The organism is uncultured Devosia sp., assembly GCF_964244875.1.
In the GTDB taxonomy this organism is placed as follows: Bacteria; Pseudomonadota; Alphaproteobacteria; order Rhizobiales; family Devosiaceae; genus Devosia.
The window spans coordinates 214,763-236,158 of record NZ_CAXTKA010000001.1; the positions used below are offsets into that span (position 1 = coordinate 214,763).

The 21,396-nt window shown below is 63.7% G+C and carries 25 protein-coding genes; 10 read left to right on the forward strand and 15 right to left on the reverse strand.

Features of this window, described 5'->3' with window-relative positions:
* Positions 1 to 2: 2 nt before the first annotated feature.
* From ACFE8X_RS00940 to ACFE8X_RS00960, 5 genes are all read right to left on the reverse strand, one after another.
* Positions 3 to 599, reverse strand: a complete 597-nt coding sequence (locus ACFE8X_RS00940) for a hypothetical protein (protein WP_375449556.1) — start codon at positions 597 to 599, stop codon at positions 3 to 5.
* Positions 600 to 719: 120 nt separating this feature from the next.
* Positions 720 to 1,076, reverse strand: coding sequence for a hypothetical protein (locus ACFE8X_RS00945; RefSeq protein WP_375449557.1), 357 nt, complete (start codon positions 1,074 to 1,076; stop codon positions 720 to 722).
* Between the two features lie 37 nt (positions 1,077 to 1,113).
* Positions 1,114 to 1,257, reverse strand: coding sequence for a hypothetical protein (locus tag ACFE8X_RS00950; protein WP_375449558.1), 144 nt, complete (start codon positions 1,255 to 1,257; stop codon positions 1,114 to 1,116).
* Between the two features lie 51 nt (positions 1,258 to 1,308).
* Positions 1,309 to 2,151 (reverse strand): hypothetical protein, encoded by an 843-nt coding sequence (locus ACFE8X_RS00955; protein ID WP_375449559.1) that lies wholly within the window; start codon positions 2,149 to 2,151, stop codon positions 1,309 to 1,311.
* Between the two features lie 249 nt (positions 2,152 to 2,400).
* On the reverse strand, positions 2,401 to 3,561 hold the full coding sequence (locus tag ACFE8X_RS00960; protein WP_375449560.1) for a phage portal protein: 1,161 nt from the start codon (positions 3,559 to 3,561) through the stop codon (positions 2,401 to 2,403).
* Between the two features lie 97 nt (positions 3,562 to 3,658).
* Between ACFE8X_RS00960 and ACFE8X_RS00965 the strand changes: the two genes are divergently transcribed.
* Together ACFE8X_RS00965 and ACFE8X_RS00970 are read left to right on the forward strand one after the other, a co-directional pair.
* Positions 3,659 to 3,958, forward strand: a complete 300-nt coding sequence (locus tag ACFE8X_RS00965; RefSeq protein WP_375449561.1) for a type II toxin-antitoxin system prevent-host-death family antitoxin — start codon at positions 3,659 to 3,661, stop codon at positions 3,956 to 3,958.
* Positions 3,955 to 4,377 carry a type II toxin-antitoxin system VapC family toxin gene (locus ACFE8X_RS00970; protein ID WP_375449562.1) on the forward strand — a complete coding sequence of 141 codons (423 nt, stop codon included), beginning with the start codon at positions 3,955 to 3,957 and terminating at the stop codon, positions 4,375 to 4,377. The genes ACFE8X_RS00965 and ACFE8X_RS00970 overlap by 4 nt, the downstream gene beginning before the upstream one ends.
* On the opposite strand, the gene ACFE8X_RS00975 is transcribed toward ACFE8X_RS00970, so the two are convergent.
* Together ACFE8X_RS00975 and ACFE8X_RS00980 are read right to left on the reverse strand one after the other, a co-directional pair.
* A complete protein-coding gene (locus ACFE8X_RS00975) occupies positions 4,374 to 5,633 on the reverse strand; it encodes a DNA-packaging protein (protein ID WP_375449563.1) in 1,260 nt (419 codons plus the stop codon). The two genes, ACFE8X_RS00970 and ACFE8X_RS00975, sit on opposite strands and share 4 nt — an antisense overlap.
* Positions 5,611 to 6,033, reverse strand: coding sequence for a hypothetical protein (locus tag ACFE8X_RS00980; protein ID WP_375449564.1), 423 nt, complete (start codon positions 6,031 to 6,033; stop codon positions 5,611 to 5,613). The genes ACFE8X_RS00975 and ACFE8X_RS00980 overlap by 23 nt, the downstream gene beginning before the upstream one ends.
* A gap of 99 nt (positions 6,034 to 6,132) precedes the next feature.
* On the opposite strand from ACFE8X_RS00980, the gene ACFE8X_RS00985 reads away from it, so the two are divergent.
* On the forward strand, positions 6,133 to 6,378 hold the full coding sequence (locus tag ACFE8X_RS00985; RefSeq protein ID WP_375449565.1) for a KTSC domain-containing protein: 246 nt from the start codon (positions 6,133 to 6,135) through the stop codon (positions 6,376 to 6,378).
* Between the two features lie 95 nt (positions 6,379 to 6,473).
* Here the strand turns inward: ACFE8X_RS00985 and ACFE8X_RS00990 are convergent, their stop codons facing one another.
* Complete coding sequence (locus tag ACFE8X_RS00990; protein WP_375449566.1) at positions 6,474 to 7,742, reverse strand: Hsp70 family protein; 1,269 nt, start codon at positions 7,740 to 7,742, stop codon at positions 6,474 to 6,476.
* A gap of 92 nt (positions 7,743 to 7,834) precedes the next feature.
* Complete coding sequence (locus ACFE8X_RS00995) at positions 7,835 to 8,479, reverse strand: diguanylate cyclase domain-containing protein (protein ID WP_375449567.1); 645 nt, start codon at positions 8,477 to 8,479, stop codon at positions 7,835 to 7,837.
* A 246-nt stretch (positions 8,480 to 8,725) separates the two neighbouring features.
* Between ACFE8X_RS00995 and ACFE8X_RS01000 the strand changes: the two genes are divergently transcribed.
* On the forward strand, positions 8,726 to 9,190 hold the full coding sequence (locus ACFE8X_RS01000; protein ID WP_375449568.1) for a mobile mystery protein A: 465 nt from the start codon (positions 8,726 to 8,728) through the stop codon (positions 9,188 to 9,190).
* Positions 9,187 to 9,774 carry a mobile mystery protein B gene (locus ACFE8X_RS01005; RefSeq protein ID WP_375449569.1) on the forward strand — a complete coding sequence of 196 codons (588 nt, stop codon included), beginning with the start codon at positions 9,187 to 9,189 and terminating at the stop codon, positions 9,772 to 9,774. The genes ACFE8X_RS01000 and ACFE8X_RS01005 overlap by 4 nt, the downstream gene beginning before the upstream one ends.
* Here the strand turns inward: ACFE8X_RS01005 and ACFE8X_RS01010 are convergent.
* Positions 9,771 to 10,226, reverse strand: a complete 456-nt coding sequence (locus ACFE8X_RS01010) for a YcgN family cysteine cluster protein (protein ID WP_375449570.1) — start codon at positions 10,224 to 10,226, stop codon at positions 9,771 to 9,773. The two genes, ACFE8X_RS01005 and ACFE8X_RS01010, sit on opposite strands and share 4 nt — an antisense overlap.
* Positions 10,227 to 10,357: 131 nt before the next feature.
* On the opposite strand from ACFE8X_RS01010, the gene ACFE8X_RS01015 reads away from it, so the two are divergent.
* The 4 genes from ACFE8X_RS01015 (at position 10,358) to chrA (ending at position 15,451) form a co-directional block, all read left to right on the forward strand.
* Positions 10,358 to 12,520: a transglycosylase domain-containing protein gene (locus ACFE8X_RS01015; protein ID WP_375449571.1), complete on the forward strand. Its 2,163-nt coding sequence runs from the start codon at positions 10,358 to 10,360 to the stop codon at positions 12,518 to 12,520.
* Positions 12,521 to 13,052: 532 nt separating this feature from the next.
* Positions 13,053 to 13,628, forward strand: a complete 576-nt coding sequence (locus ACFE8X_RS01020) for a DUF1214 domain-containing protein (RefSeq protein ID WP_375449572.1) — start codon at positions 13,053 to 13,055, stop codon at positions 13,626 to 13,628.
* Positions 13,625 to 14,173 carry a hypothetical protein gene (locus tag ACFE8X_RS01025; protein WP_375449573.1) on the forward strand — a complete coding sequence of 183 codons (549 nt, stop codon included), beginning with the start codon at positions 13,625 to 13,627 and terminating at the stop codon, positions 14,171 to 14,173. Before ACFE8X_RS01020 ends, ACFE8X_RS01025 begins: the two co-directional genes overlap by 4 nt.
* 69 nt (positions 14,174 to 14,242) lie before the next feature.
* Complete coding sequence (gene chrA, locus ACFE8X_RS01030; RefSeq protein WP_375449574.1) at positions 14,243 to 15,451, forward strand: chromate efflux transporter; 1,209 nt, start codon at positions 14,243 to 14,245, stop codon at positions 15,449 to 15,451.
* A gap of 11 nt (positions 15,452 to 15,462) precedes the next feature.
* Here the strand turns inward: chrA and ACFE8X_RS01035 are convergent, their stop codons facing one another.
* A complete protein-coding gene (locus ACFE8X_RS01035; RefSeq protein ID WP_375449575.1) occupies positions 15,463 to 16,272 on the reverse strand; it encodes a hypothetical protein in 810 nt (269 codons plus the stop codon).
* Between the two features lie 7 nt (positions 16,273 to 16,279).
* Entirely contained in the window at positions 16,280 to 16,450 is a 171-nt protein-coding gene (locus ACFE8X_RS01040; RefSeq protein ID WP_375449576.1) for a hypothetical protein, read from the reverse strand.
* A gap of 188 nt (positions 16,451 to 16,638) precedes the next feature.
* Between ACFE8X_RS01040 and ACFE8X_RS01045 the strand changes: the two genes are divergently transcribed.
* A complete protein-coding gene (locus ACFE8X_RS01045) occupies positions 16,639 to 17,775 on the forward strand; it encodes a DUF2336 domain-containing protein (protein WP_375449577.1) in 1,137 nt (378 codons plus the stop codon).
* On the opposite strand, the gene ACFE8X_RS01050 is transcribed toward ACFE8X_RS01045, so the two are convergent.
* The 3 genes from ACFE8X_RS01050 to ACFE8X_RS01060 are packed head-to-tail and all read right to left on the reverse strand — an operon-like array spanning position 17,772 to position 21,075.
* Complete coding sequence (locus ACFE8X_RS01050; RefSeq protein WP_375449578.1) at positions 17,772 to 18,110, reverse strand: DUF1491 family protein; 339 nt, start codon at positions 18,108 to 18,110, stop codon at positions 17,772 to 17,774. The genes ACFE8X_RS01045 and ACFE8X_RS01050 overlap by 4 nt on opposite strands.
* Entirely contained in the window at positions 18,110 to 19,270 is a 1,161-nt protein-coding gene (locus ACFE8X_RS01055) for a peptidoglycan-binding protein (RefSeq protein ID WP_375449579.1), read from the reverse strand. The genes ACFE8X_RS01050 and ACFE8X_RS01055 overlap by 1 nt, the downstream gene beginning before the upstream one ends.
* Positions 19,267 to 21,075 carry a PAS domain-containing sensor histidine kinase gene (locus ACFE8X_RS01060; protein WP_375449580.1) on the reverse strand — a complete coding sequence of 603 codons (1,809 nt, stop codon included), beginning with the start codon at positions 21,073 to 21,075 and terminating at the stop codon, positions 19,267 to 19,269. Before ACFE8X_RS01060 ends, ACFE8X_RS01055 begins: the two co-directional genes overlap by 4 nt.
* Positions 21,076 to 21,396 lie beyond the last annotated feature (321 nt).

Genomic DNA, 21,396 nt, shown 5'->3' on the forward strand with positions numbered 1-21,396 from the left:
ATTTATTCCATGGGAATATTGTACATTGTTTCAACAAGCCCGGTGATAGGATTAAATAATATAAGAACTCTATTGGAAAGATTTCCATCGCCATCCGTCCCAACGAAAACCGGAGTAATCGCGCCGGTCTCCAGGTCAACGTCGTTTATCACGCCTGAGTATTGATAAAGGTTGCCGCTTTTCCATGGCTTCGGCACTATCCTTTGGCGATATAGCTCGTTCGCCATGTCTTGTATGGCGGCCGGCGTCGAATATTGTGCAAAAAACCTGCTATTACGTGGACTTGTCCTGGGCGTGTAGAAACCATGAGAGTTTATAATGTGGGTCATAGTTTCAGGTGTGATAATCGGGATTGCCGGACCGATCTGCGCCACCCTGATGCGCTCGGCGGCCAACCGCCGCTGACGCGCGCTGCCAAGATCAATCGTCCACTCCCCACCCTCCGGCACCCCCTGCGGCGTCCGGGGCTGATCCGGGCGGTATTTGCGCACCATCTCGTCGACCACGCGCCCAAAACGCCGCAGCGCCAGGTACAGCCGCAAGTCGACGATTGCCGCCCGCAATTCGAGCGACCAGGCCTCGAGCGACTTTTCTTCCATGCCCCCGCTCCCGACTAACCAATTTTGAGATTCTGACGGCCAGAAGTTCTATTTCGAGCCTGGCACGCCGGATCGTCCTGATCAAAGCTCTTAGGCTGGCCTAACCAGACTGCGCCATCGCTACGCGCCAATCCCCAGCATCGCCCTTTTCTCAGCGTCGCTCAAAAACTCGCCGCCGCCCACCCGCGCCCACAGTGCCGCGCTATCTTCGGCCAGTGCCTCGACCCCGTCAAAATCGGCCTTGATCACCGCCTGGCCCGCGCCAACTGGCGCCTCATCGGTCGCGGCGAGGGCATTCACTGGCCCGATATCGATTAAGACATTTCCGTCCTCGGCCTGCTCGCCGGCCGCCGGCTCAATCGATAGCGTCTCGAAGGTCTCGCTCGCCACGTCGATGAGGTAAGTCGCTTCGGCGCCCAGGAGAACTTCGGCATGAAGAGAAACTCCGCCGCTCCAGCCGGCTTGGCCAGTGCCCACCTGCCGCTAAGCCCATCAGGGGAAAGCGAGTGAACGGTTAGCCAGGCTGAAACCCCGACGCCGGCGTCCCGTCTGGCTCAACGTAGTTCGACATATAAATCGGCGCGAAGACGTCACCGGAATTGCGCGGCTTGAACGGCACTCTTTCCTTGTCGAGGATCTCGGCGGCCCGCTCGCTCATGGAAATGTTTGTTATTCGCACGACACCTCCCAAAATACGGGGTCTGAAAACTCAGTATGATATGCCGCGCCTCGCTGATTCCCAACTCTGTCGCAATCGCACCAGGCTGGCGGCCGCGGCTTTGCCACGGTCGGCCACCGCCAGCGTCCTCGTCCGCCGCGACGCGACATCGGCAAGGAAATCTGCTACCTCATCGACCGAAGCCTGCCTCTCCAGAAGGTCCACCAAAGCGGGCAGATTACCTAGGTATTCGTTCCAGTCCGGAGGGTTATCCCGCGCGTTAACAGGGTCCCACTCCAACTGCAGGATCGCCCTGACGCCGTTGAGTTTATCCGCCCTTCTCACCATCGTCTCTGTCCCCGGCAGCAGACACGCCTTGAAGAACTCGGCATGCATGCGCAATAGTTCGATTTCGGCCTTGGTCAGGATACCATCTGGATATTCCGGCTGCGCCGCAAATTTGCGATCCAACCCGAGTGCAACGTCATACACGTCCGCTGGAAGCCGGGCGGTCGAAACGATCGTGATGTAACCGCCATCGGCATACACTCGTGTCTTGCCATCGCGACCAAACCTAAACATCATTTGTGTAGTAACATGGCGCGCCGAGAAGCCCTGTCCATCGGCCCTATAGACAAGCAGCAGCTTTTCTTGACCGCCCGCTCCTAGTCCGAAAATCACATCGCCGACATTAATGGCGTTCAGAGCTTGCACAAGGGTCAGCATTGAGTCCTCACTTGGAATTTTCGGGCCGAAGCCCTGCAGCGTTGCCCGTTGCTCCTCGTAAGGCTCTCCCTGAATTCCCAAGAATTTTATAGCACAATCCCAACAAAGCTTCTTTCCGGAGATATTAAACATCCGGTAGTACCAAGGTGCCACCAGATTGGCATCCACCGGAGAATCCATCACAGCGTGGGCCAACGGCCACGTGCATTCGGTCCGCGACCTGCGGCCCATCCGCCAGGTTCAACAGGTCGATGATCCACTGCCCACCCTCTGGCGTACCCTGCGGTGCCCGCGGCTGGTCCTGGCGGTAGCGCCGCTCGAGAGCGCATATAGCGATATCGAGCTTCAATTCGAGCGTGGCGCGCCGGATCGTCCTGATCAAAGCTCTTAGGCTGGCGTAAACAGACTGCGCCATCGCTACGCGCCAATCCCCAGCATCGCCCGTTTCTCCGCGTCGCTCAAAAACTCCGCGCCGCCCACCCTGGCCCAGAGCGCCGCGCGGTCCTCGGCCAGCGCCTCCACCCCGTCGAAATCGGCCTTGATCACCGCCCCGCCGAACGCCGGCGACAGCCAATTGCTCAAATCCTCGGCCACCCTGACCACCAGCGGGATCAGCGTTTGCCGCCACAGCGCCCGGTTGGCTTCGGCCAGGTTCGCATAGGTATTGTCGCCCGGTATCCCCAGCAGCATCGGCGGCACGCCGAAGGCCAGGGCGATGTCCCGCGCCGCCGCATTCTTGGCCTCGATGAAATCCATGTCCCGTGGACTGAGCGCGATGGTCTTCCAGTCGAGCCCGCCCTCCAGCACCATGGGCCGTCCGGCATTGCTGACCCCCGAAAACCCTTGCTCCAGCTCGGTCTTGAGCCGCTCGAACTGGTCGGCGCTCAAATTTCCGCCCGCCATCGAATAGACCAGCGCGCCGCTCGGGCGCGCCGCATTGTCGAGCAGCGCCTTGTTCCACTGTGCGGCGGCGTTGTGGATGTCGAGGCTCGTTTGCGCCGCTTCCAGCGGCCCCATGCCGTAGTGGTCGTCCAGCGGATGAAACAGCGCCATATGCAGCACGCCGGGGACGGGCTCCACGTCCTGGCGCAACCGCAAGGTCTTGCCGCCGGCGGTGTAATCATAGGCCAAAGGCCAGCCATCGGCGCCCGCCACCACCCGCATCCGGTCCGGCCGCAGGCAGAACAGCGCCTTGACCTCGCCATCGACGACCCCGGCCTGCACATAGGCATTGCCCGCCGTCTGCAGATAGGCGAACACCGCCTCCAGCATTTCCCCGCCCGATTGGCGCCCATTGGGCCGCCCGAGCAGCGTCGCCAGCGGATGCTCGTCCACGCGCCGCCCATTGTCCTCGATCACCAGCGGCACCCGATTGGCCGCCTCCGCGATCAGGCGCACACAGCGATACACCACCGGATTGCGCGCGAACCCCTGGTTGACCAGGCTTGCAAACCCCCGATTGCTCCAGCTCGCCGCCCCAAGCTGGCTGAGGCTGAGCACCGAATGGCCGGCAAAATCCTTGCGTTCGGCAGGCGCGTTTGACCGCCCGCCGGCAAGGCGGTTGAACCAGTGGGGCATGTTTGAACCTTTGCTTTCGAGCGGCCAGCAACAATTGGCGTTGGACCGCCATCATTTATGTAGTAACGTGGCTACACGTTATCCCGGAGGTGACACCATGAACCGTCATGTTAAATCCCAGACCATGTCGTCCCGCGTGTTCAACCAGAACACCAGCAGCGCCAAACAGGCCGCCAACAATGGTCCGCTGATCATCACCGATCGCGGCCAGCCGGCCTATGTGCTGACCACCTATGCGGAATACGAACGGCTGACCAAGCCTGCGCTGAATTCATGGGATGCGCTGACGCCGAGCGAGGACCTGGGTGACATCGACTTGGATGCGTTCATTCAGAAGCGTCAATTGGAGCCGTTTTCCAACCCCTTTGACGATTTCGAGGAAGACGGCGACGCATGAAGTACTTGCTCGATACCAACGCGGTATCGGAATACAGGAAAAAGTCATCCGCAAACGCCGGTTTCCAGAGCTGGGCTCGAGCGCAACAAACATCCGATCTTGCCATTTCAGCATTGACCCTCCTGGAGCTCGAGATTGGGATTCATCAATTGCTGCATCGCAATGACCAGTCCCAGGCATTGCAAATTCGCAACTGGTTCGACGGGGTTATTGTACCTATGTTTGAAGGTCGCACCCTACCCGTCGATGATGCCGTATCGCGCCGTTGCGCTCAGTTTCATGTGCCAGATCCCAAGCCGCCGATCGATGCCCTGATTGCTGCCACGGCGGTGTCCAACGGGTTAGTCCTGGTCACCCGCAATGTCGCGGACTTCCGGGGTATCGATGTGCCCGTCGTAACGCCCTGGAGCACACCCTAAACCCGCCTCATCCTCGGGCTCACCTCCACCAGCAACAGGTCGGTGATCGCCCAGACCAACGCATCCACGCGGTCGGGCGAATGGCCGTCGCTGCGGCCATCATTGCCGAAGGCGCACATTTCGTCCTCCAGCGCACTCAGTCCCGCCACGTGCCGGACCAGCCCGCGGCCATAAAGCGCGGCCACCGGCTCGGCGCGCAGCCATTTGCCCCGCGTCGCCCGCACCGCGCGCACCGGCACATTGGCGTCGACTTGCGCGATCACCGATTTGACCAGATCGCCGCCCTGGTTGACCTCGACCACGATGGCGTCGGCTTGATGGGCATGAAAGGCCCCCACCGCGCGCCGCGCCCAGGCCAGGGGCGCCGCCGGTCGCAACGTGCAGTCCTCCAGCACGACAGCGCCCTCCCCCACCCGTCCGGCCACGATGATGCCGCAGGCGTCGGAACGCTCGGTTCCGGTCACCGGCGGATCGACCGCCACCACGATGCGATCGGCTACGACCGTCCCCGCTGCCAGGAACATCGCCCGTTGCCACAGCGCGTCGGGGACATCCTCGATCATTTCGCCGTCGAGCTCCTGCCGCCCCAGCACGGAGCCGCGATAACGCCCCACGACAGCTTCCATAAAGTTTGGCGCCAGGTGCGCCCGATTGTCTTGCGTCTTTGCCCGTGTCACCAAGGTCAACGGATCGGCCAGCAATCGCTTGAGCAATCGCGTCGGCTTGGGCGTCGTCGTCGCCAATTGTCTGGGCTGGTCGCCCAATCGCAACCCGAACTGCAGCATGTCCCATGCCGCCTCGGCATCGGGCCATTTGGCGACCTCGTCGCACCAGGCCGCCGCAAATTGCGGCCCCCGAAACCGGTCCGGATCGGATGCCGACATCACCATCGCCTCGACGCGGTTGGGCCAGACCAGGCTGGTGCCCTTGAGCACGGGCCGCTCTTCGTCGGGGTGAACATTGAGCAATCCGCTTTCGCCCCGGATCATCACCGCAATGGCTTCGGTCATGGTTTCGCCCACCAATGCGATCGGCGTCACCTTTGCCGCCGCCAATGACCTCACCCATTCGGCGCCGGCCCTGGTCTTGCCCGAACCGCGTCCGCCCAGCATCAGCCAGGTTGTCCATTCGCCTGCGGGAGGCAATTGATCGGCTCGCGCCCACTTTTGCGTCCAGCCGTAATATTTTGCCTCAACCTGGTCGTCCGAGAGTTCGGCGACTTCGGCCTCGCTCTCAGCGCTGTTTGAACTGGTCAAGGCGTCTGGCCAGCTTGTCGCGCAGATCGCGCATGTCCTTTTTGTTGGTCGGCTGCACATTGCGCTCGGTGGCGCTCAGCTCGACCAGTTTCTCGAAAGTCTTGACCGTCGTGCTCAGTGCGCCGACTTGCTTTTCTATCGGGTCCTTCACGGCATTCTCCAGTAAGCGAACTTGCTTGTTGAGGATCTTGAACATGCGGTTGATCAGGTCGCTGCTGCGAACCACGCGGGCCCGGCTGCCAGTCCATCCCTCCTTCTCGCGCCGATAGCGCAATTGGGAGTCGGTGACGGCATAGCGCCGGCAAATGTCCCGGGGCAAAAAAGCCCGCGATTCATATTCCACGCGGATGACGCTCCAATCGGGAGCCGCCACCAATGGCGCCGTTGCGTCCTCATTCATGCGATGACTCATTTGTGAATCGATCTTAACGTTTTGCTGGAACGCCTTGACTCCGTGCCGGATTCTCAACTGTGGAGTCCAGCACGCCAGGAGGCGTTCATGTCGTCTGCGATCCGCCACATCCACTACAAACCCGATCGCGAGGAACTCTCGATCTGGTTCGCCGCAAACGGGCGGCGCTACAAGTATTTCGGGGTGCCGCAACTGTTCTACGACGCGATGCGCGACGCACCATCGCGTGGCGCGTTCTTCAATCACTACATCAAGGGCCGCTTTGCCTGCCAATTGGCCGATGTGTCCGACAAGCAGCTGCGCCGCTGGCAGGCAATCAAGTCGGCGTCATAACCGGCTTGGGTTACCCTGCCCCGCTGACCCAATTTCGCGACTATGCCTGAACACTAGCATGTCCCCGTCACGCGGGGATTTCTTGCATAACTTCGTTATGGCCGGGGTGGGCCGAACCGCCGTGCCGCTTCCATGGCCAGCCCAAGCCCCACGCTGCCCAACACGTCCGTACGCACCATTGCCGCCGCAGGAAACATCAGGCGCAGGCGCGCGACGATCGCCGGCACCAGCGTTGATCCGCCGGTCAGGATCAGGCTGTCGACGGCATCGGCGCCCACGCCGGCGCGCCGCAACGTTTCCCCGATGGTCGCGGCAATCCGCTCCACCGATGCGTCCAGCGCGCGCGCCAGCTCCTCGGTGGTCATCGCGATATCGATGCTGGCGCCGCGCGAGGCGAACTGGAACCGATAGTGCGCCATGTCCGACAGGGCGATCTTGGCCTCCTCCACCGCCCCGGCCAGCCGGTGTCCCTGCCGCTCCTCGACCAAGGCGATGAACTGCGCCACGAGGTCGGGCCGCTCCGCCTCGTTGCGAGTTTCGAGCAGATCGCGCAGCGGCTTGGCATGGTAAAGGCGGTTGATGCGGTGCCAGGTGGCCAGATCGTAGTAGGGCGCCACCGGCAGGTAGCGCTTGCCGTCGCGCGTCGGGCTGCCCAGTCCCAGTTGCGGCATGACCTTGGCCATCGACAGCAGCCGGTCGAAGTCCGTGCCGCCCACATGCACGCCGGCCGTTGCCAGGATGTCGTCGGCGCGGTCCGGCTTTCTGGCGCGGTCCGGCGATACCCGCACCAGCGAAAAGTCAGAGGTGCCGCCGCCCAGATCAACGATCAGCGCCAGCTGCTCGTCGTTGACCTGCCGCTCATAGTCCAGCGCCGCGGCGATCGGCTCGAACTGGAACGCAATGTGCCGGAACCCCTGCGCTCGAACCGCGTCCTCGAGCTGGCCCTGCGCCTGCATATCCGCCAGCGGATCATCGTCGACGAAATGCACCGGCCGCCCCAGCACGACATCGTCGACCGGCGCGCCCAGTTCGGTTTCCGCCCGGCGTTTCAGCTCGGCGATGAAAATCCCCAGGATTTCGGTGAACGCATAGCGACGCGCCTTGACGCGCGTGCTGTCCCCGATCAGCGAGGTGCCCAGCACGCTCTTGAGCGAGCGCATCAGCCGTCCATCGGCGCCGCTCACATATTCCGCCACCCCGGCGCGGCCGAAATGGATGGCGTCGTCCTCGAAGCCGAAAAACAGCACGCTGGGGATGGTCGGCTTGCCTGTTTCAAGCGCCAGCAAGCGCGGCCCGCCGACCTGGGTGGCAATGCCCATGGTGGAATTGGACGTGCCGAAGTCGAGCCCGCAAGCCAGGGACATGATGCAAGGTTCCGTCGATTGCGCCACGCGCCGGGCGGGGAAAGGACGGCTCTCTTAAAGGCTGTTGCGCCGGGAAGAAACCCCTGCCGGCGCTACGCCGCCTTGCGCTTGCGCTCCTGGTCGGGCCGCAGGTCGACCGCCTCGATGCGATTGAGCCCGCGCCGCTGCGCCTTGGCGAGCGCCCCAGCGGCGGTTTCGAAGAACTTGCGGTCGTAATTGCCGCTGGGATTGCCCACGGCCAGCCCGATGCTGGCGGTGACGATGCCGGCATGGCTTTCCTTGTGCGCGAGGCTGGCGTCGCGCACCGCCAGGGCGATCTTGAGCGCCGTCGCGCGCGCCATCAGCATGGGAAAATCGGGCAGTACCACCACGAACGAAGCGCGCCCCAGCCGCAAGACGCCGTCGCCATCGCGCGGCAGAGCGTCGCGAATGGCTTCCATCGCCGCCATGAGGCAATCGTCGGCCGCCAGCTTGCCGTAGGCGGTAAAGTATTCCTTGAAACGGTCGAGCTCGATCACGAGCAGGCTCAGCGAGACCTTGCGCTCACGCGAACGATCCCAGGCCAGGCCCAGTTCCTCCTCGAGGCGCGCGCCCAGCCGCGGCTTGATGCCGATGGACCGTGCGATCGCCGCCTGCCCATAGGCGGGCCCGCGCTCCTGGCGCATCGTTCCCAGCGCCATGCGGACACGGCTCCAGAATGGATCGTTGATGGTCTTGATGCTGGCGATATCGGTCATCTGATCCCTGCCGCGCGCTGCTCTTGTCGCGATCAGGCCACAACATGGTTAACGAGTGGTTTATATTGGTTAACAGTGTTTCCAGCGGCAATAGGCGCGGCGCACGGCAGGACCAGCGCTCACATCAACGTTCTAACCAATGGAACCAGGCTACAGCCTGCTTACCACCTCTTGTAAACCAGGCTACAGCCTGTTATATAGCCTGATAAAACCAGGCTACAGCCTGGCTCCATCATTGGACGCGCCATGGCCTGGAATGCAAAACTCAAGAAGGCCCGGACAAGACTGGACGCCCGCCTTGATGCTCTGAAACCGGCCAGCCACTTCCAGCCGCCTGCGAAAGGCTGGATACGGGCTTTGCGGGATGCCTTGGGCCTGTCATCGGTCCAACTCGGGAAACTGCTGGGCGTGCGCTCCCAGTCCATCGATGATATGGAAAAAAGCGAGGCGAATGGTACGATACGGCTGGAAACCCTGCGCCGCGCCGCGCAAGCGCTTGATTGCACACTCGTTTATGCCTTGGTGCCAAACACGTCACTGAACGAGATAGTCGCCTTTCGCGCCCATGTCATTGCCGCCCAGGCCATGGCCAATGTCAGCCACACAATGGCGCTGGAAAACCAGGGCGTCTCTGCCGACAGTCGAACCGAAATCATCCAAGACTATATTCGCGACCACATTTCCGAACGCGACCTCTGGCTGGACGCTTGAGCGATCTCCTCGAAAATGCCGACAACGCAACGCCGCTGGAGCCAGACGCCCAGCGCGACCTGCTGCAAAGCTGGATCACCACCCGCGCCGACCTGAACGAAGCCGAGCAGGCCAACATCCTGGCCGGCCGACAATGGGCCTACCGCAGCCGGGTTAAATTGACCGACGGCGCCTATCTCCAACGATTGCATCACCGCATGTTTGGCGATGTCTGGCGTTGGGCCGGCGAATTGCGCACCATTGAAGTCAATATTGGCGGCAGCAAATCCTACGAGGTTCCGGCCCGGTTGCGCGAGTTTCTAGACAACACACAATACTGGATCGAACATGCCACCTACCCCGCAGACGAATTGGCCGTCCGCTACCATCACGGTCTCGTGCTGATCCATCCGTTCACCAATGGCAATGGTCGTCACACGCGCCTTGCCGCCGAATTGCTGTGCCGCCGTCTTGGCGTGCCGGCTTTTACCTGGGGCAGAACCAGCCTGGATACCAACAGCCGGGTTCGCGACCGCTACATTGCCGCACTCAAGGCCGCAGATCGCTACGACCTCGCGCCCTTGCTGGCCTTCGCCCGACTCTAAAGGCTCTCGGGCGGTTCCCATTCGGGCCAGTCCACCGCGTGCTCTTCCCAGGTGTCGGGCGCCACGTCGGTTTCGAGAAAGGTGCGGCCCTTGACCGATACGCCGACGTCCACCACCGTCTGTGGATCGCCCGAGACCAGCGGGTGCCACCAGGCCAGGCCCTTGCCCTCGGCAATGCGGCGATAGGCGCAGGTGGTGGGGATCCACTTGATCTCGATGACGTTCTGCGGCGTCAGCTTGATGCAGTCGGGCACCTTGGCCTGCCGCCCGGGATAGTCGGTGCAGGCGCACGTGTCGCCATCGAGCAGTTTGCAGCGCACATCGGAGGTAATCAGCAGGCCGCTGTCCTCGTCTTCCAGCTTGATCAGGCAGCAGCGCCCGCAGCCGTCGCACAGCGCCTCCCACTCGGCCGGGGTCATTTCGCCCAATGATTTTTCGTCCCAGAAGGCCATGTTAACCCAAGCCCGTTCATGCTGTTGCCGGTTTGCCCTTGTGCGTCGCCAAGGGCAATCATATTGCAGCGATATTATTGCGCGCCGCCGCGATTGCGGACAACACTGCGTGAGCCAAGCCGGGGATCGACGTGCAGGACCCGTTCTATACCAAAGAAAAACGTGTCAAGAAATCCGGCATGCTGGCTGCCGATGCCTGGCTCGATTCCTCCCTCTATGAATCCGGCCAATCCTTTGCGCGCGGCTGGACGCGGCTGCAGGACATCATGGGCATCTTCCGCGTCCGCGGCATCCTGCGGCTGTTCGTCGAGCTGGTGTCGGACGGGTTCACCTTCGGGGCCATCGGGGCGGTCTTGATGACGGCATTGGCGCTGCCGGCGTTCGATGCCACTGCCACTGGGGAGTTCAACAAGGCCGAGGATTATTCGGTCGTGTTCCAGGATCGCTATGGCAACGAGATCGGCCGGCGCGGCATCCGCTCGGATGACAGCGTGGCCCTCAAGGACATGCCGGACTACCTGATCAAGGCGACCCTGGCCACCGAGGACCGCCGCTTTTACGAGCATTTCGGCATCGACGTGGTTGGCACGCTGCGCGCCATCGCCAGCAATGCCTCGGGCGAGAACGGCACCCAGGGCGGCTCCTCGATTACCCAGCAATTGGCGAAAAACCTGTTCCTGACGCCTGAGCGCAATCTGGAGCGCAAGATCAACGAGGCGTTCCTGGCGGTCTGGCTGGAGTGGCACTATTCCAAGGACGAGATCCTCAAGCTCTATTTCGACCGCGCCTATATGGGCGGCGGCAATCACGGCGTCGTGGCAGCGGCCGATTTCTACTTCGGCAAGAAGGTGCAGGACATCAACCTGGCCGAAGCCGCCATGCTGTCGGGCCTGTTCAAGGCGCCTACCAAATATGCGCCCCATGTCGACTTGGCCGCGGCGCGCGGCCGCGCCAATCTGGTGCTGACCAATATGGTGGCCGCCGGTTTCCTCACCGAAGGCCAGGTCACCGCTGCCCGCCGCCACCCGGCCTCCCCGGTCGATCGCACTGCCGATGCCAATTCGCCCAATTATTTTCTCGATTGGGCCTTCGAGGAAGCCAAGACCATCATCGAGGCGTCCCGGCACAGCTCCAACAATTTCGTCGTGCGCACCACCATCGACACGACGCTGCAGAAATATGCCGAGGACGCCGTCACCTCCACCGTGCGCGACAGCGGCGAGCAGTTCGATGTCGAGCAGGCCGCCATGGTGGTCACCGATACCAAGGGAGCCGTGCGCGCCATGGTGGGCGGCATGGATTACGGCAAGTCGCAGTTCAATCGCGCCATCGTGTCGACCCGCCAGCCGGGTTCCGCCTACAAGATTTTCGTCTATTCGGAAGCCTTCGAGCAATTGGGGCTCACGCCCAGCGACATGATCACCGACCGGCCGGTCTGCATCGGGGACTGGTGCCCGCAAAATTACGGCCGCAGCTACAAGGGCAGCGTCACCCTGGCCAGTGCCTTCGCCCAGTCGCTCAATACCGTTCCGGTCACCCTGTCGATCAAGACCGGGCGCGACCCGATCGCTGCGCTCAGCCATCGCATGGGCCTGCGCGCCGATTATCCGGTCACGCGCTCGCTGGCCCTGGGCGTCGCCTCGGTGTCGGTGCTGGACATGACCTCGTCCTATGCGGTGCTGGCCGACGAGGGCTACAAGACCACGGCCTATGGCATCAATCGCATTTCCTCGCTGACCGGCGAGCTGATTTTCGAGGCCCATCCCGAAGCGCCGCGCGAACGCATCCTGAGCGAAACGACCGTGCGGAACATGAACCAGATGTTGCGCGGCGTCGTCACCGGCGGCACCGGCGGCAAGGCGCGCATCGAGGGCGTGCCCGTGGTGGGCAAATCGGGCACCACCTCATCTTATCGCGACGCCTGGTTCTGCGGCTTCACCGGCAATTACGTGGCGGCGGTCTGGTTCGGCAATGACGACTACCACCCCACCCGCACGCTGACGGGCGGCAATCTGCCGGCCGTCGCCTGGCAGAAGTTCATGGCCTATGCCCATTCCAATATCGAGATCAAGCCGGTATTCGGCGTCGATTTCGTGCCCGAACCCGTCGTGATCGCCAATGCCGATCCGGCCCAGGTCATCGAGGTCGCCCCCGAGCGTCCGCCCACCCTGACCCCGGCCGCCGCGCGCAAGCTGGTCGACTTGGCCGACCTCCTGGCCACCACCCTCCGCGCCACCCAGCCCGTCGCCGACCAGGCCAGCACCCCGATCCCGACGACGTCCCAAGGGCTCTAAACCCCGCACCTTTGCATTGCACCACGGGTGATATACCCTTGCCCAACCCCCTCAGTCGACGCCTCCCCCTCCCAGGGGGAGGATCAAGGTGGGGGTCGAACGGCCCCGATATCGCGGCTCCCCTACCCCCACCCACCCTCCCCCTGGCAGGGGAGGAGCCGCCCGGCGCCACCGGCAAAAATCGTGCCCCAAGCCTGACGCGATAGTCTTCCGGCAGACGAAGCCATACAACCCGACCAACGCCCTTGCCCAAACCTCCAAGTCGACGCCTCCCCCTGCCAGGGGGAGGATCAAGGTGGGGGTCGACCGGCCCCGATATCGCGGCCCCCTGCCCCCACCCAGCCTCCCCCTGGCAGGGGGAGAAGCCGCCCGGCGCCACCGGCAAAATCGTGCCCCAAGCCAGATGCCAGTCCGCCAAATCCAAACCCATCCCTCGCGTGTTTCACCCTTTCTCCACCCGGGCGTGCTTGATATAGCCTGTCGTTATTCGATGGGAACCGTCCGCCATCGTGGTCGGGAGCTGCCTCAGGCCTTGCGTTTTGTCATCCACCTCCTCTTGATGATCGCGGTTGCGCTGGGCGTTGGCTTTGGGCTCAGCTATTACGCCCTGACTGACGGACGGCTGTTTGGCGCAACCGTCGTGGGTCCCTGGATGGCCTGGCCCGATGTTGGCTCGGCCGCGCCCAATCCCTATACGCGCGGTCATCTGGCGCGCGTGGCCGGGCTGCAACTGGGCCGCAGCGAAGGGCTGCAGTTTACCGCCACCACCGACAGCGCGGGCGACCCGCTCACACTGGCCTGCGCCTACCGCATCGAGGGCACGACGCCGCTGGCCACGTTCTGGACCCTGGCCGCCGTGGACATGGCCGGCGTCAATCTGGCGCGGCCGGGCGAGGATGCCGCGATCCGCTCCAGCACGATCGCCCGCCCCGCAGACGGCTCGATCCTGATCCATGTCGGCACGCGCCTGGCGCCGCAGAACTGGCTCGAACTGGCCGGGAGCGGCACTTTTCACCTGGTCCTGACGCTTTACGATACGGCGGTGTTTTCGGGCCTTGGCACCGAAACCGTCACCATGCCGACGATCGTGCGCGAGGCCTGCGCATGATCCGCACCCTGCTCTGGCTGTTCGGCGGTGCCCTGTTGGGCGGCATCATCCATATCGTGGTCATCCTGGCACTGCCGGCGCTGGCCGACGACACGCTGTGGCGCCGCATCAGCGTGCTCGATGCGCGCGACAAGATGGTCGTGCTGCCCCAGATCCTGCCCGGCACGCCCAATCCGCTCGGGCTCGATCCGGACCTGGCCTATGGCCTTTGCCAAATCGACCTGACGGCGGGCCCGGCCTATCTCAGCGGCATCATGCCCGATGGCTTCTGGTCGGTGGCCCTGTTCGACAGCCAGGGCACCATCACCTATTCCACCACCAATCGCGATGGCATCGGCCAGACGCTGGAAATGGGCATCTTCAATGCGGACCAGACGCGCCTGCTCGCCCGCCAGCAACTCGACATCGCCGAGGGCCTGCTGGTGGTCGAATCGGCGTCCAACGACGTGTTCATCCTGGTTCGCCTGGCGCCGCCGCACCAGGCCATGCGCCAGCGCTTCGAAGCCGACCTGGCCCGGGTCGCATGCGGGACGCGTACGCCCTGATGCCGTCATGAAAGTGTCACGACGCTCGGGTCTGAGTTCGCCGCACCTTCCGCCACGGACCGCATCGGCATGACGCAGCATTCGAGCGAACCTCTCGGCACTCCGCTCGAAGTGTTCATGACCTTCCTTCAGCTTGGGCTGACCGCCTTCGGCGGGCCGATCGCCCATTTGGGCTATTTCCGGGACGAGTTGGTGGTGCGCCGCCAATGGATCGACGAGGCCGGCTATGCCGATCTCGTGGCGCTATGCCAGTTCCTGCCTGGTCCCGCCTCGAGCCAGGTCGGGTTTGCCATGGGGTTGCTGCGGGGCGGTCCGCTGGGCGCTCTGGCGGCATGGCTGGCGTTTACCCTGCCCTCGGCCGTTTTGCTGGTCACCTTTGCCCTCGGCGCCGCTTTGCTGGACGGGCCGATCGCTGCCGGCCTCCTGCATGGCCTCAAGATCGTCGCTGTCGCTGTGGTCGCCCAGGCCGTGCTCGGCATGGCGCGCACGCTGACGCCGGATCGCCAGCGGGCGGCCATCGCGGTCGCGGCGATCGCCGTCGTGGTTTTCGTTCCGGTCACCTTTGGCCAGATCGCCGCCATCGTCCTGGGTGGCGTCGTCGGAACATGGCTGTGTCGAGACGGCCAGACGGCGCCAATCGGCCATCTGCAATTTCCCATCTCGCGCCGCTTCGGCGTCATGGCGCTCGCGGGCTTTATCGTCATGCTCCTGGGTTTGCCGCTGCTGAGCCATCTGTTATCCGCCCCCGCTTTGGACCTGGCCTCGGCGTTTTACCGCTCCGGGGCGCTGGTGTTCGGTGGCGGCCATGTGGTGTTGCCGCTCCTTCAAGCCGAAATGGTCGCGCCAGGATGGGTTGCGGCCAATGATTTCCTTGCCGGCTATGGCGCAGCCCAGGCCATGCCCGGGCCCCTGTTCGCTTTTTCCGCTTATCTCGGGGCAGTGACCCAGCATGGTCCGAACGGCATCGTCGGCGCAGCGCTTTGCCTGGTATCGATCTTTCTGCCCGGCTTCCTGCTGCTGGTCGGCGCCCTGCCTTTTTGGGACAGCGTGCGGACGCGCCCTCTGGCGCAGGCGGCGATGCGCGGTGCCAATGCTGCCGTAGTCGGCCTGCTCGCCGCCGCGCTGTATGATCCGGTCTGGACCGGCGCCATTCTGCGCCCTGCCGATTTCGCCTTGGCGGCTGCAGGGTTCGTGGCGCTCACGGTCTGGAAATTTCCGCCCTGGACCGTGGTCGTCCTCCTGGCCCTGGGTGGCGTCGGTCTGGGAGCTTGGCCATAGCGGGCCGTGAGTCACTTGATGTCGAAAACCTCGACGCCATAGCTGCGCTGTCCATAGCGCGAGGGAATCGCGTCGTGCCGACTCTGGCTGGTCACTGCCGTCCCGCTGCAGAAATCGTCGCGTTGCGCGCGTTCCACATAGACCGCCAGCCGCCGCAGCGCTTCGTCCACGGCCAGCGACTGCTCGTGGGGGGTTTCTACCAGCAGGTGATCCAGCGCATAGCCATAGGATTGGTCGCGATAGGTCAGCGCCCGCACGAACCAGTTGATGTGGACCGTGTTCTCGATCCGGCGCGCCTCGACGTCGGCGGCGACTTCCGGCTCCAGCCCGCTCAGGCCGTTGAGAGCCACGGCACGCTGCCGGTCGATCTCCTGCACCAGGCAGATCGCCAGGAACGTCGTGGGCAGCGTATCGATATCGGCGGCGATATGGCGACCGACGGTCGAATAGCGGGTGCGCGAGGATTGATACTGCGTCTGCTTGAGCCACTGGTAATAGCGGTCGGTCTCGAACACGCCATCGGTCGGCCCGGTCAACCGGGTGCGCTGCAGTTCCACAGCCGTGTCGTAGAACCAGTCCTTGGCATGGCTGGCCACCAGAAACCGCCAGACGCGATTGTGCATCTCGGTCTCCTGGTCGGTCTGGTTGAAATCGGAAACCGGCTCGTCGCGCGCGTCGGCCAGCAGACGCCCGACCGTCGGCATCGCCACGTCATGGGTGAAGCTGGGATCGGCACGGCCAAAGTCCCCCACCGGCCGCGCAATGCACCCCGTGAGCACAAGTGCGGCGCCGGTGAAGGCGAGCAGGCGCAATGCCCTCATGCTGCGTTCACACACGCTTGCGCTTGGGTCGCGACGGATCGAGGCGATTGGTGGGCACAACCGGTGTGCCGCGTTCATAACGCACCCCGGTGAATATCAGGATCTGGGCATGGCCGTCCGGTTTCGGCTGCGTGCCTATGCGCGGTCGGTGCTGATCGAACTTGACGAGCTTTCCCAAGCCAGCCTCCAAAATTGTCTGCGCTCCCCCGTTCCTATCGGGGGCAGCATGTCGGCAAATCAAAGCGCGCGACGCCCGATACGCTTTGGAGCATTAAGAGATCGTCAAGGTTAACAGTCTGCTAACGAATTGGCTGCAAGAGTGAGATCGCGCCAAATTCAGGTGCTTTGCGAGTCGACGGTCCCACAATGCTCGGTTTTCAACCCTACGAAACCTTCCAGCTCCTGATCGAAACCGGCGGGGTTGACCGCACCAACACGCTCCTGATCGCGGCCTGCGACGCTTATGCGCGGCGCGGCAAGCCCACGACCCCCGAGGCCGAGCAGTTCGAGGCCCTGGCGTCGCGGCTGTTTCCCATTGCCGGCCCGCAGGCCCGGGCCAAGGGCGCCGCCATTCTCGGGCGGGCCGAAGCGCTGTCGCCGGCGCTCGAAGTGCTGGTCATCGGCAATATCGGGGAAGATCTGATCGCCTTCCTCGAGGCTGCCCCGGCGCTGTCGGAAACAACCATGCTCGACATCATCGCGCGCTACGATGTCGCCGCCGCCGCCACGGTCGCCCGGCGCGCCGATCTGACCAATGTGGTGTTGGCAAAGCTCTTCCAGATGAACTCGCGCAAGGTGTATCGTGCGTTAGCGTCCAACACCGCCATCGTGCCCCGCGGCGCCTATCTCAGTGCCCTCGCCCGCTCGGCGCAGATGGACCACATGGTGGCCGAAGCCCTGGCCAAGCGCCACGATTTCGACGCAGCGCTGCTGGCGCCGGCCTTTTTCGATCTGTCCGACGACGACCGGACCAAGGTCATCAGGGCCTTTTCGAACCGCCAGACGCCGGTCGCGCCGATCAAGAAGACCATCGAGCAGATCACCGTAGCGACGCAGGACCTTACCAAGGCGCTGATGAAGCTGTTCGCCGAAAATCGCCGCCCCGAGGTCACCCGGTTGCTGGCGCAGATCACCGGCCTCGACGAGGTCCGTTGCGGCCAGATCGCCCACGATATCACCGGTGCCTCGCTGTTCGTGATCCTGCGCGCCTTCGGCTGCACCGCTTATGAAGGGCTCAAGGTGTTGATCCACGCGACGGCCCATGACAGCGAGCGTTCGCGCGCCCTTGCCGATTTCGCCACCCTGTTCGGCAGCGTCGAGCCCGATGCCATGGCCTATCTGATGAGTGCCTGGCGCGGGGAAGTGAACCTTCTGGAACTGGTCAAACCGGAATACAAGCCCTTCGTCGACAACCGTCGCGTGCCACTCGCGCCGGCGCACAATCCGGTCGTGGAACAGGCGATCGAAGCCTTGGCCCGCATCGGGGTCAGACGCGCCGGCTAGCCGATAACGTCAATTCCCGGATCGTCACCGCGCAGGTCGACGCTCAGCACCCAGAAGTCCGGATCAAACCGGGCTTCCTGAGTGATGCGCTCGCGCACCTTGAGCGGTTCGACCCGGTGGAAGCGGCGCTGGAAGACCAGTCCGGCCGTGTCGTCGGAGCGGCTGGCCATCGGGGCGGGGGTGAACAGGGACATGCTGCCGTCCAGGTGGTCGACTTCAATCCAGACCTGTCCGGCGATCGGGTCGCCACGGCGCGACACCACGCAGATATGTCCCAGATCGTTGTGGCGACGCACGAAGGCACTGCACCACAGATCGCTGCGCAGCGCGCTCATCAGATCGACGCGCCGGCGTCCCGCAACAGGCCCAGCAATTGCGGGTTGGCTTGCCCGGTCGGGGCGTAGTTGTGGAAAATCTCGAAGGTGCGGATCGCCTTGGCTGTCGCCTCGCCCGGACGGCCGTCGATGGGGCCATGCAGGAACCCAAGGCTGGCCAGACCCCGCTGGATCTGCTCGATCAACTGCGGGTCATTGGCCGGATCGATGCTGGCGGTCGCCGTCGGCGTTGACGCGGTGACTTGCAGCTGAGGCGCGATGACGGCCGGAGGTGGAGCGATCGGCTCGAGGGAAGCAACGCGCTGCACCGGCGCCGGCATCGGCTGGGCGGTGGCGGCCAGCATCGGCAGAGCGGGCATGGGTCGGATTGCCGGCGCGTCCGGCGTCTGGCGGCTGTCGCCGACAGCGGCGACGATCGAATCGATCGTTTCGGCCGCCGAATTGGTCACCGCATCAAACGCATCCTCGGCCGGATAGGCCGATGCGACAGGCCGATCCGGCGCCAGCGGCACCGGCGGCAAAATCGCGGCAACGCGCACCGGCGGTGCCTCGGCCGGTTGCGGCGTTGCCACCCGTACCGGCTGCGGCGCCATGCCCATGGCATCGGCCGCAAGGATAGCTTCGACAATGGCAGGTGACATGGCGCCGGTCGGCTCCAGGCCATTGCGTTCCTCGAAAGCGCGGATGGCACGCGCTGTCATCGGACCGTAAAATCCGTCGACACTGCCGTCGAAGAGCCGAAGCTCGACAAGCTTTTTTTGCAGCTCGAACACCTGCTTGTTGCCTACCGGCGCATCCGGGATCATCACCACCGGCGGAGACGGCGGGTTTACGCTGCTGGTGGTTTGCTGGGATACGGGTTGTGGCACGTCGGCCTGGCGCAGCTGCGGCAATGCTGGTGCAATGGCCGGGGTAGGGATCGACGCGGTTTGCGGCACATCGGGAGATGGCGCGAACAAGGGGGCAGGATGGCGCCCCGTCTGGAAATACAGCGCATTACTGCCCGCCAACGCAGTCAGCGTCACCATGGCCATCAGGCCGGTCGAGGCCAGCGGGGCGCGCATGTAGCGCGACCAGGTCCACAAGCCGAAACGGGCCATGGACGCTGCCATGGCGCCACCGGCCAGCAGGGGCAAACGCGTCAGGGTTGTAGCCGTCATTGCGCTTTTCTTTTTTCGTTTGGCCATGGGCTCGCTTGCAAGGGTGCCGGCTCACGATGCAGCGGCGTTACCACGGGAGTGTCCTCTGTCTTTATTGCCGGACCGTTTATGGGCAGTAAAACTGTCATCGTCGTCCCTGCCCCAATTTCGGACATGGCCCGCAGCGCGCCGCCATGCAGATCGACCAGGCCCTTGACGATGGACAGCCCCAGGCCGGTGCCTTCGTACGGCCGCGACAAGCCGTCATTGGCTTGAAAGAACGCTTCGCCCAGCCGCTGCAAGGATTGGGGGGCCATGCCGATGCCGGCATCGCTCACCGACAGGTTGAGGCTTTGGCCTTGCCGCTTCAGGCTCACCACCACCGTGCCGCCATCATGGCTGAACTTGATCGCGTTGGACAACAGATTGATCAGCACCTGCCGGCAGGCGCGCTCGTCGGCAATCAGGAGCGGCAGATTGCCGGCAATATCGGCGACCAGCGCGATGTTGCGGTCGCGCGCCAGGCCTTCGACCATGCTGAAGCAGGTTTGCACCAGCGAGTCGGGCGCGAACGGCTCGGGCTGCACCTCGAACTTGCCGGCTTCGATCCGGGACATGTCGAGCAGCATGCGCACCACTTCGAGCAGATGCTTGCCACTCTGGTGGATCAGGCCGGCATATTCACGATGCATCGGGGCCAGCTCGCCCCCAATGCCGGAGCTCATCATTTCGGAAAACCCCACCACCGCGTTGAGCGGCGTGCGCAATTCATGGCCGATGGTCGCCAGAAAACGCGATTTGGCGCTGGATGCGTCCTCGGCGGTGCGCCGGGCCTCAGCCATGGCCGTCTCCGTGTCCTTGCGCGCGGTAACGTCGCGGAACAGCGCCACCACTTCGTAGCCGGCCTCCAGCGGTTCTGCGTCGATGACTGGCGACAGGCTGATTTCCACCCAGATGAAACGGGGCACGCGCGCGCCTGCTGCCGGCCCATCCTGGCGCATCCGCACCTCGATCATGCGGGTCTTGCCGCCTTTGCTGGCATCGGCGAAGGCGGTGAGATAGGCGGGCCGGTCCGCCACGTGCAGCCGTTCGACAAGCCCGGAGCCGGCCAGTTCGAACCGGCGGCAGCCGAACAGCGTCTCGGAGGTCCTCGACGCCAGCAGCACCTCGCCATCGCCCGAAAAGCGCAGTACCGCGTCCTGCACATGCTCGATCAGGTGACGATAGGCGGTGACCTGCGCCTTGTCGTAAACTTCGTAGCCGGCGCCGATGCGGTGGGCGGAATGCGCCACGATGGCGGCACAGACGGTAAAGGCCAGCGCGCCGGCGGCAATCAGGCTCGGCCCGTTCGCAGGCATGGGATAGAAGGGGAAACTGGACGCGGCGACTGCCCCGGCGACGATGCAGGCCAGCGCGACCCAGCTCTGGCGGCGAATGGCGTTGCGCGACAACAAGGAGGCGTGCACCGGCCCCAATACGGCGATCGCGAGGCCCGCATCGGCCAATTGCCGATCGGCCAGTGTCAGAATCAGCCCGATCCCCATGATCGCATAGACCTGCGTCGCGGCAGCCTGATCGAAGTGGCCGTGCTGGTGCAATGCCAGGGCAACCATGCCGCCGGCCAGTCCGATGGCGGCGATGATCAACGGCAGCGGTGCCCCAAGCAGAACCAGGCAGATCATTGCCGGCACCATCGCCACGGCGCTGGCGATCATGATCGCGCGTGCATTGATCGCAAGGGTCTTGCGCCGCAGCATTTCGGGCCGATGGCCCGAACCGGCCAGGCTCATCTCTTTGCTTGCGCCGAAAGAGAACAGGCTACGCATCGGCAACACTCACTTCAACGACGCCTTGTTGATCTGGACCAGCAATGGCACAGGCAGGCATTTCGCCTGCAATTGCCTGAACTGATTCAGGTCTTGTTGGTGATCACACTGCGTCCCCACAAGCTAAGAGTGCCTTAAATGCCGGGCAGCGACGGGCGTTGCAGCGTCCGCTGCGCAGGCTTTCGGGGATTAGCGTAAACAAGGTCTTGCCCCGCTTGGCCGTCCGACCGGTGGCATTTGTATAAAATTTTAGCAAAATGTCACAGCCAGGCTTAAGCCGGCCCCGCTAGCCTGGGTATGCAGGATGATTTTGCCTGCCGA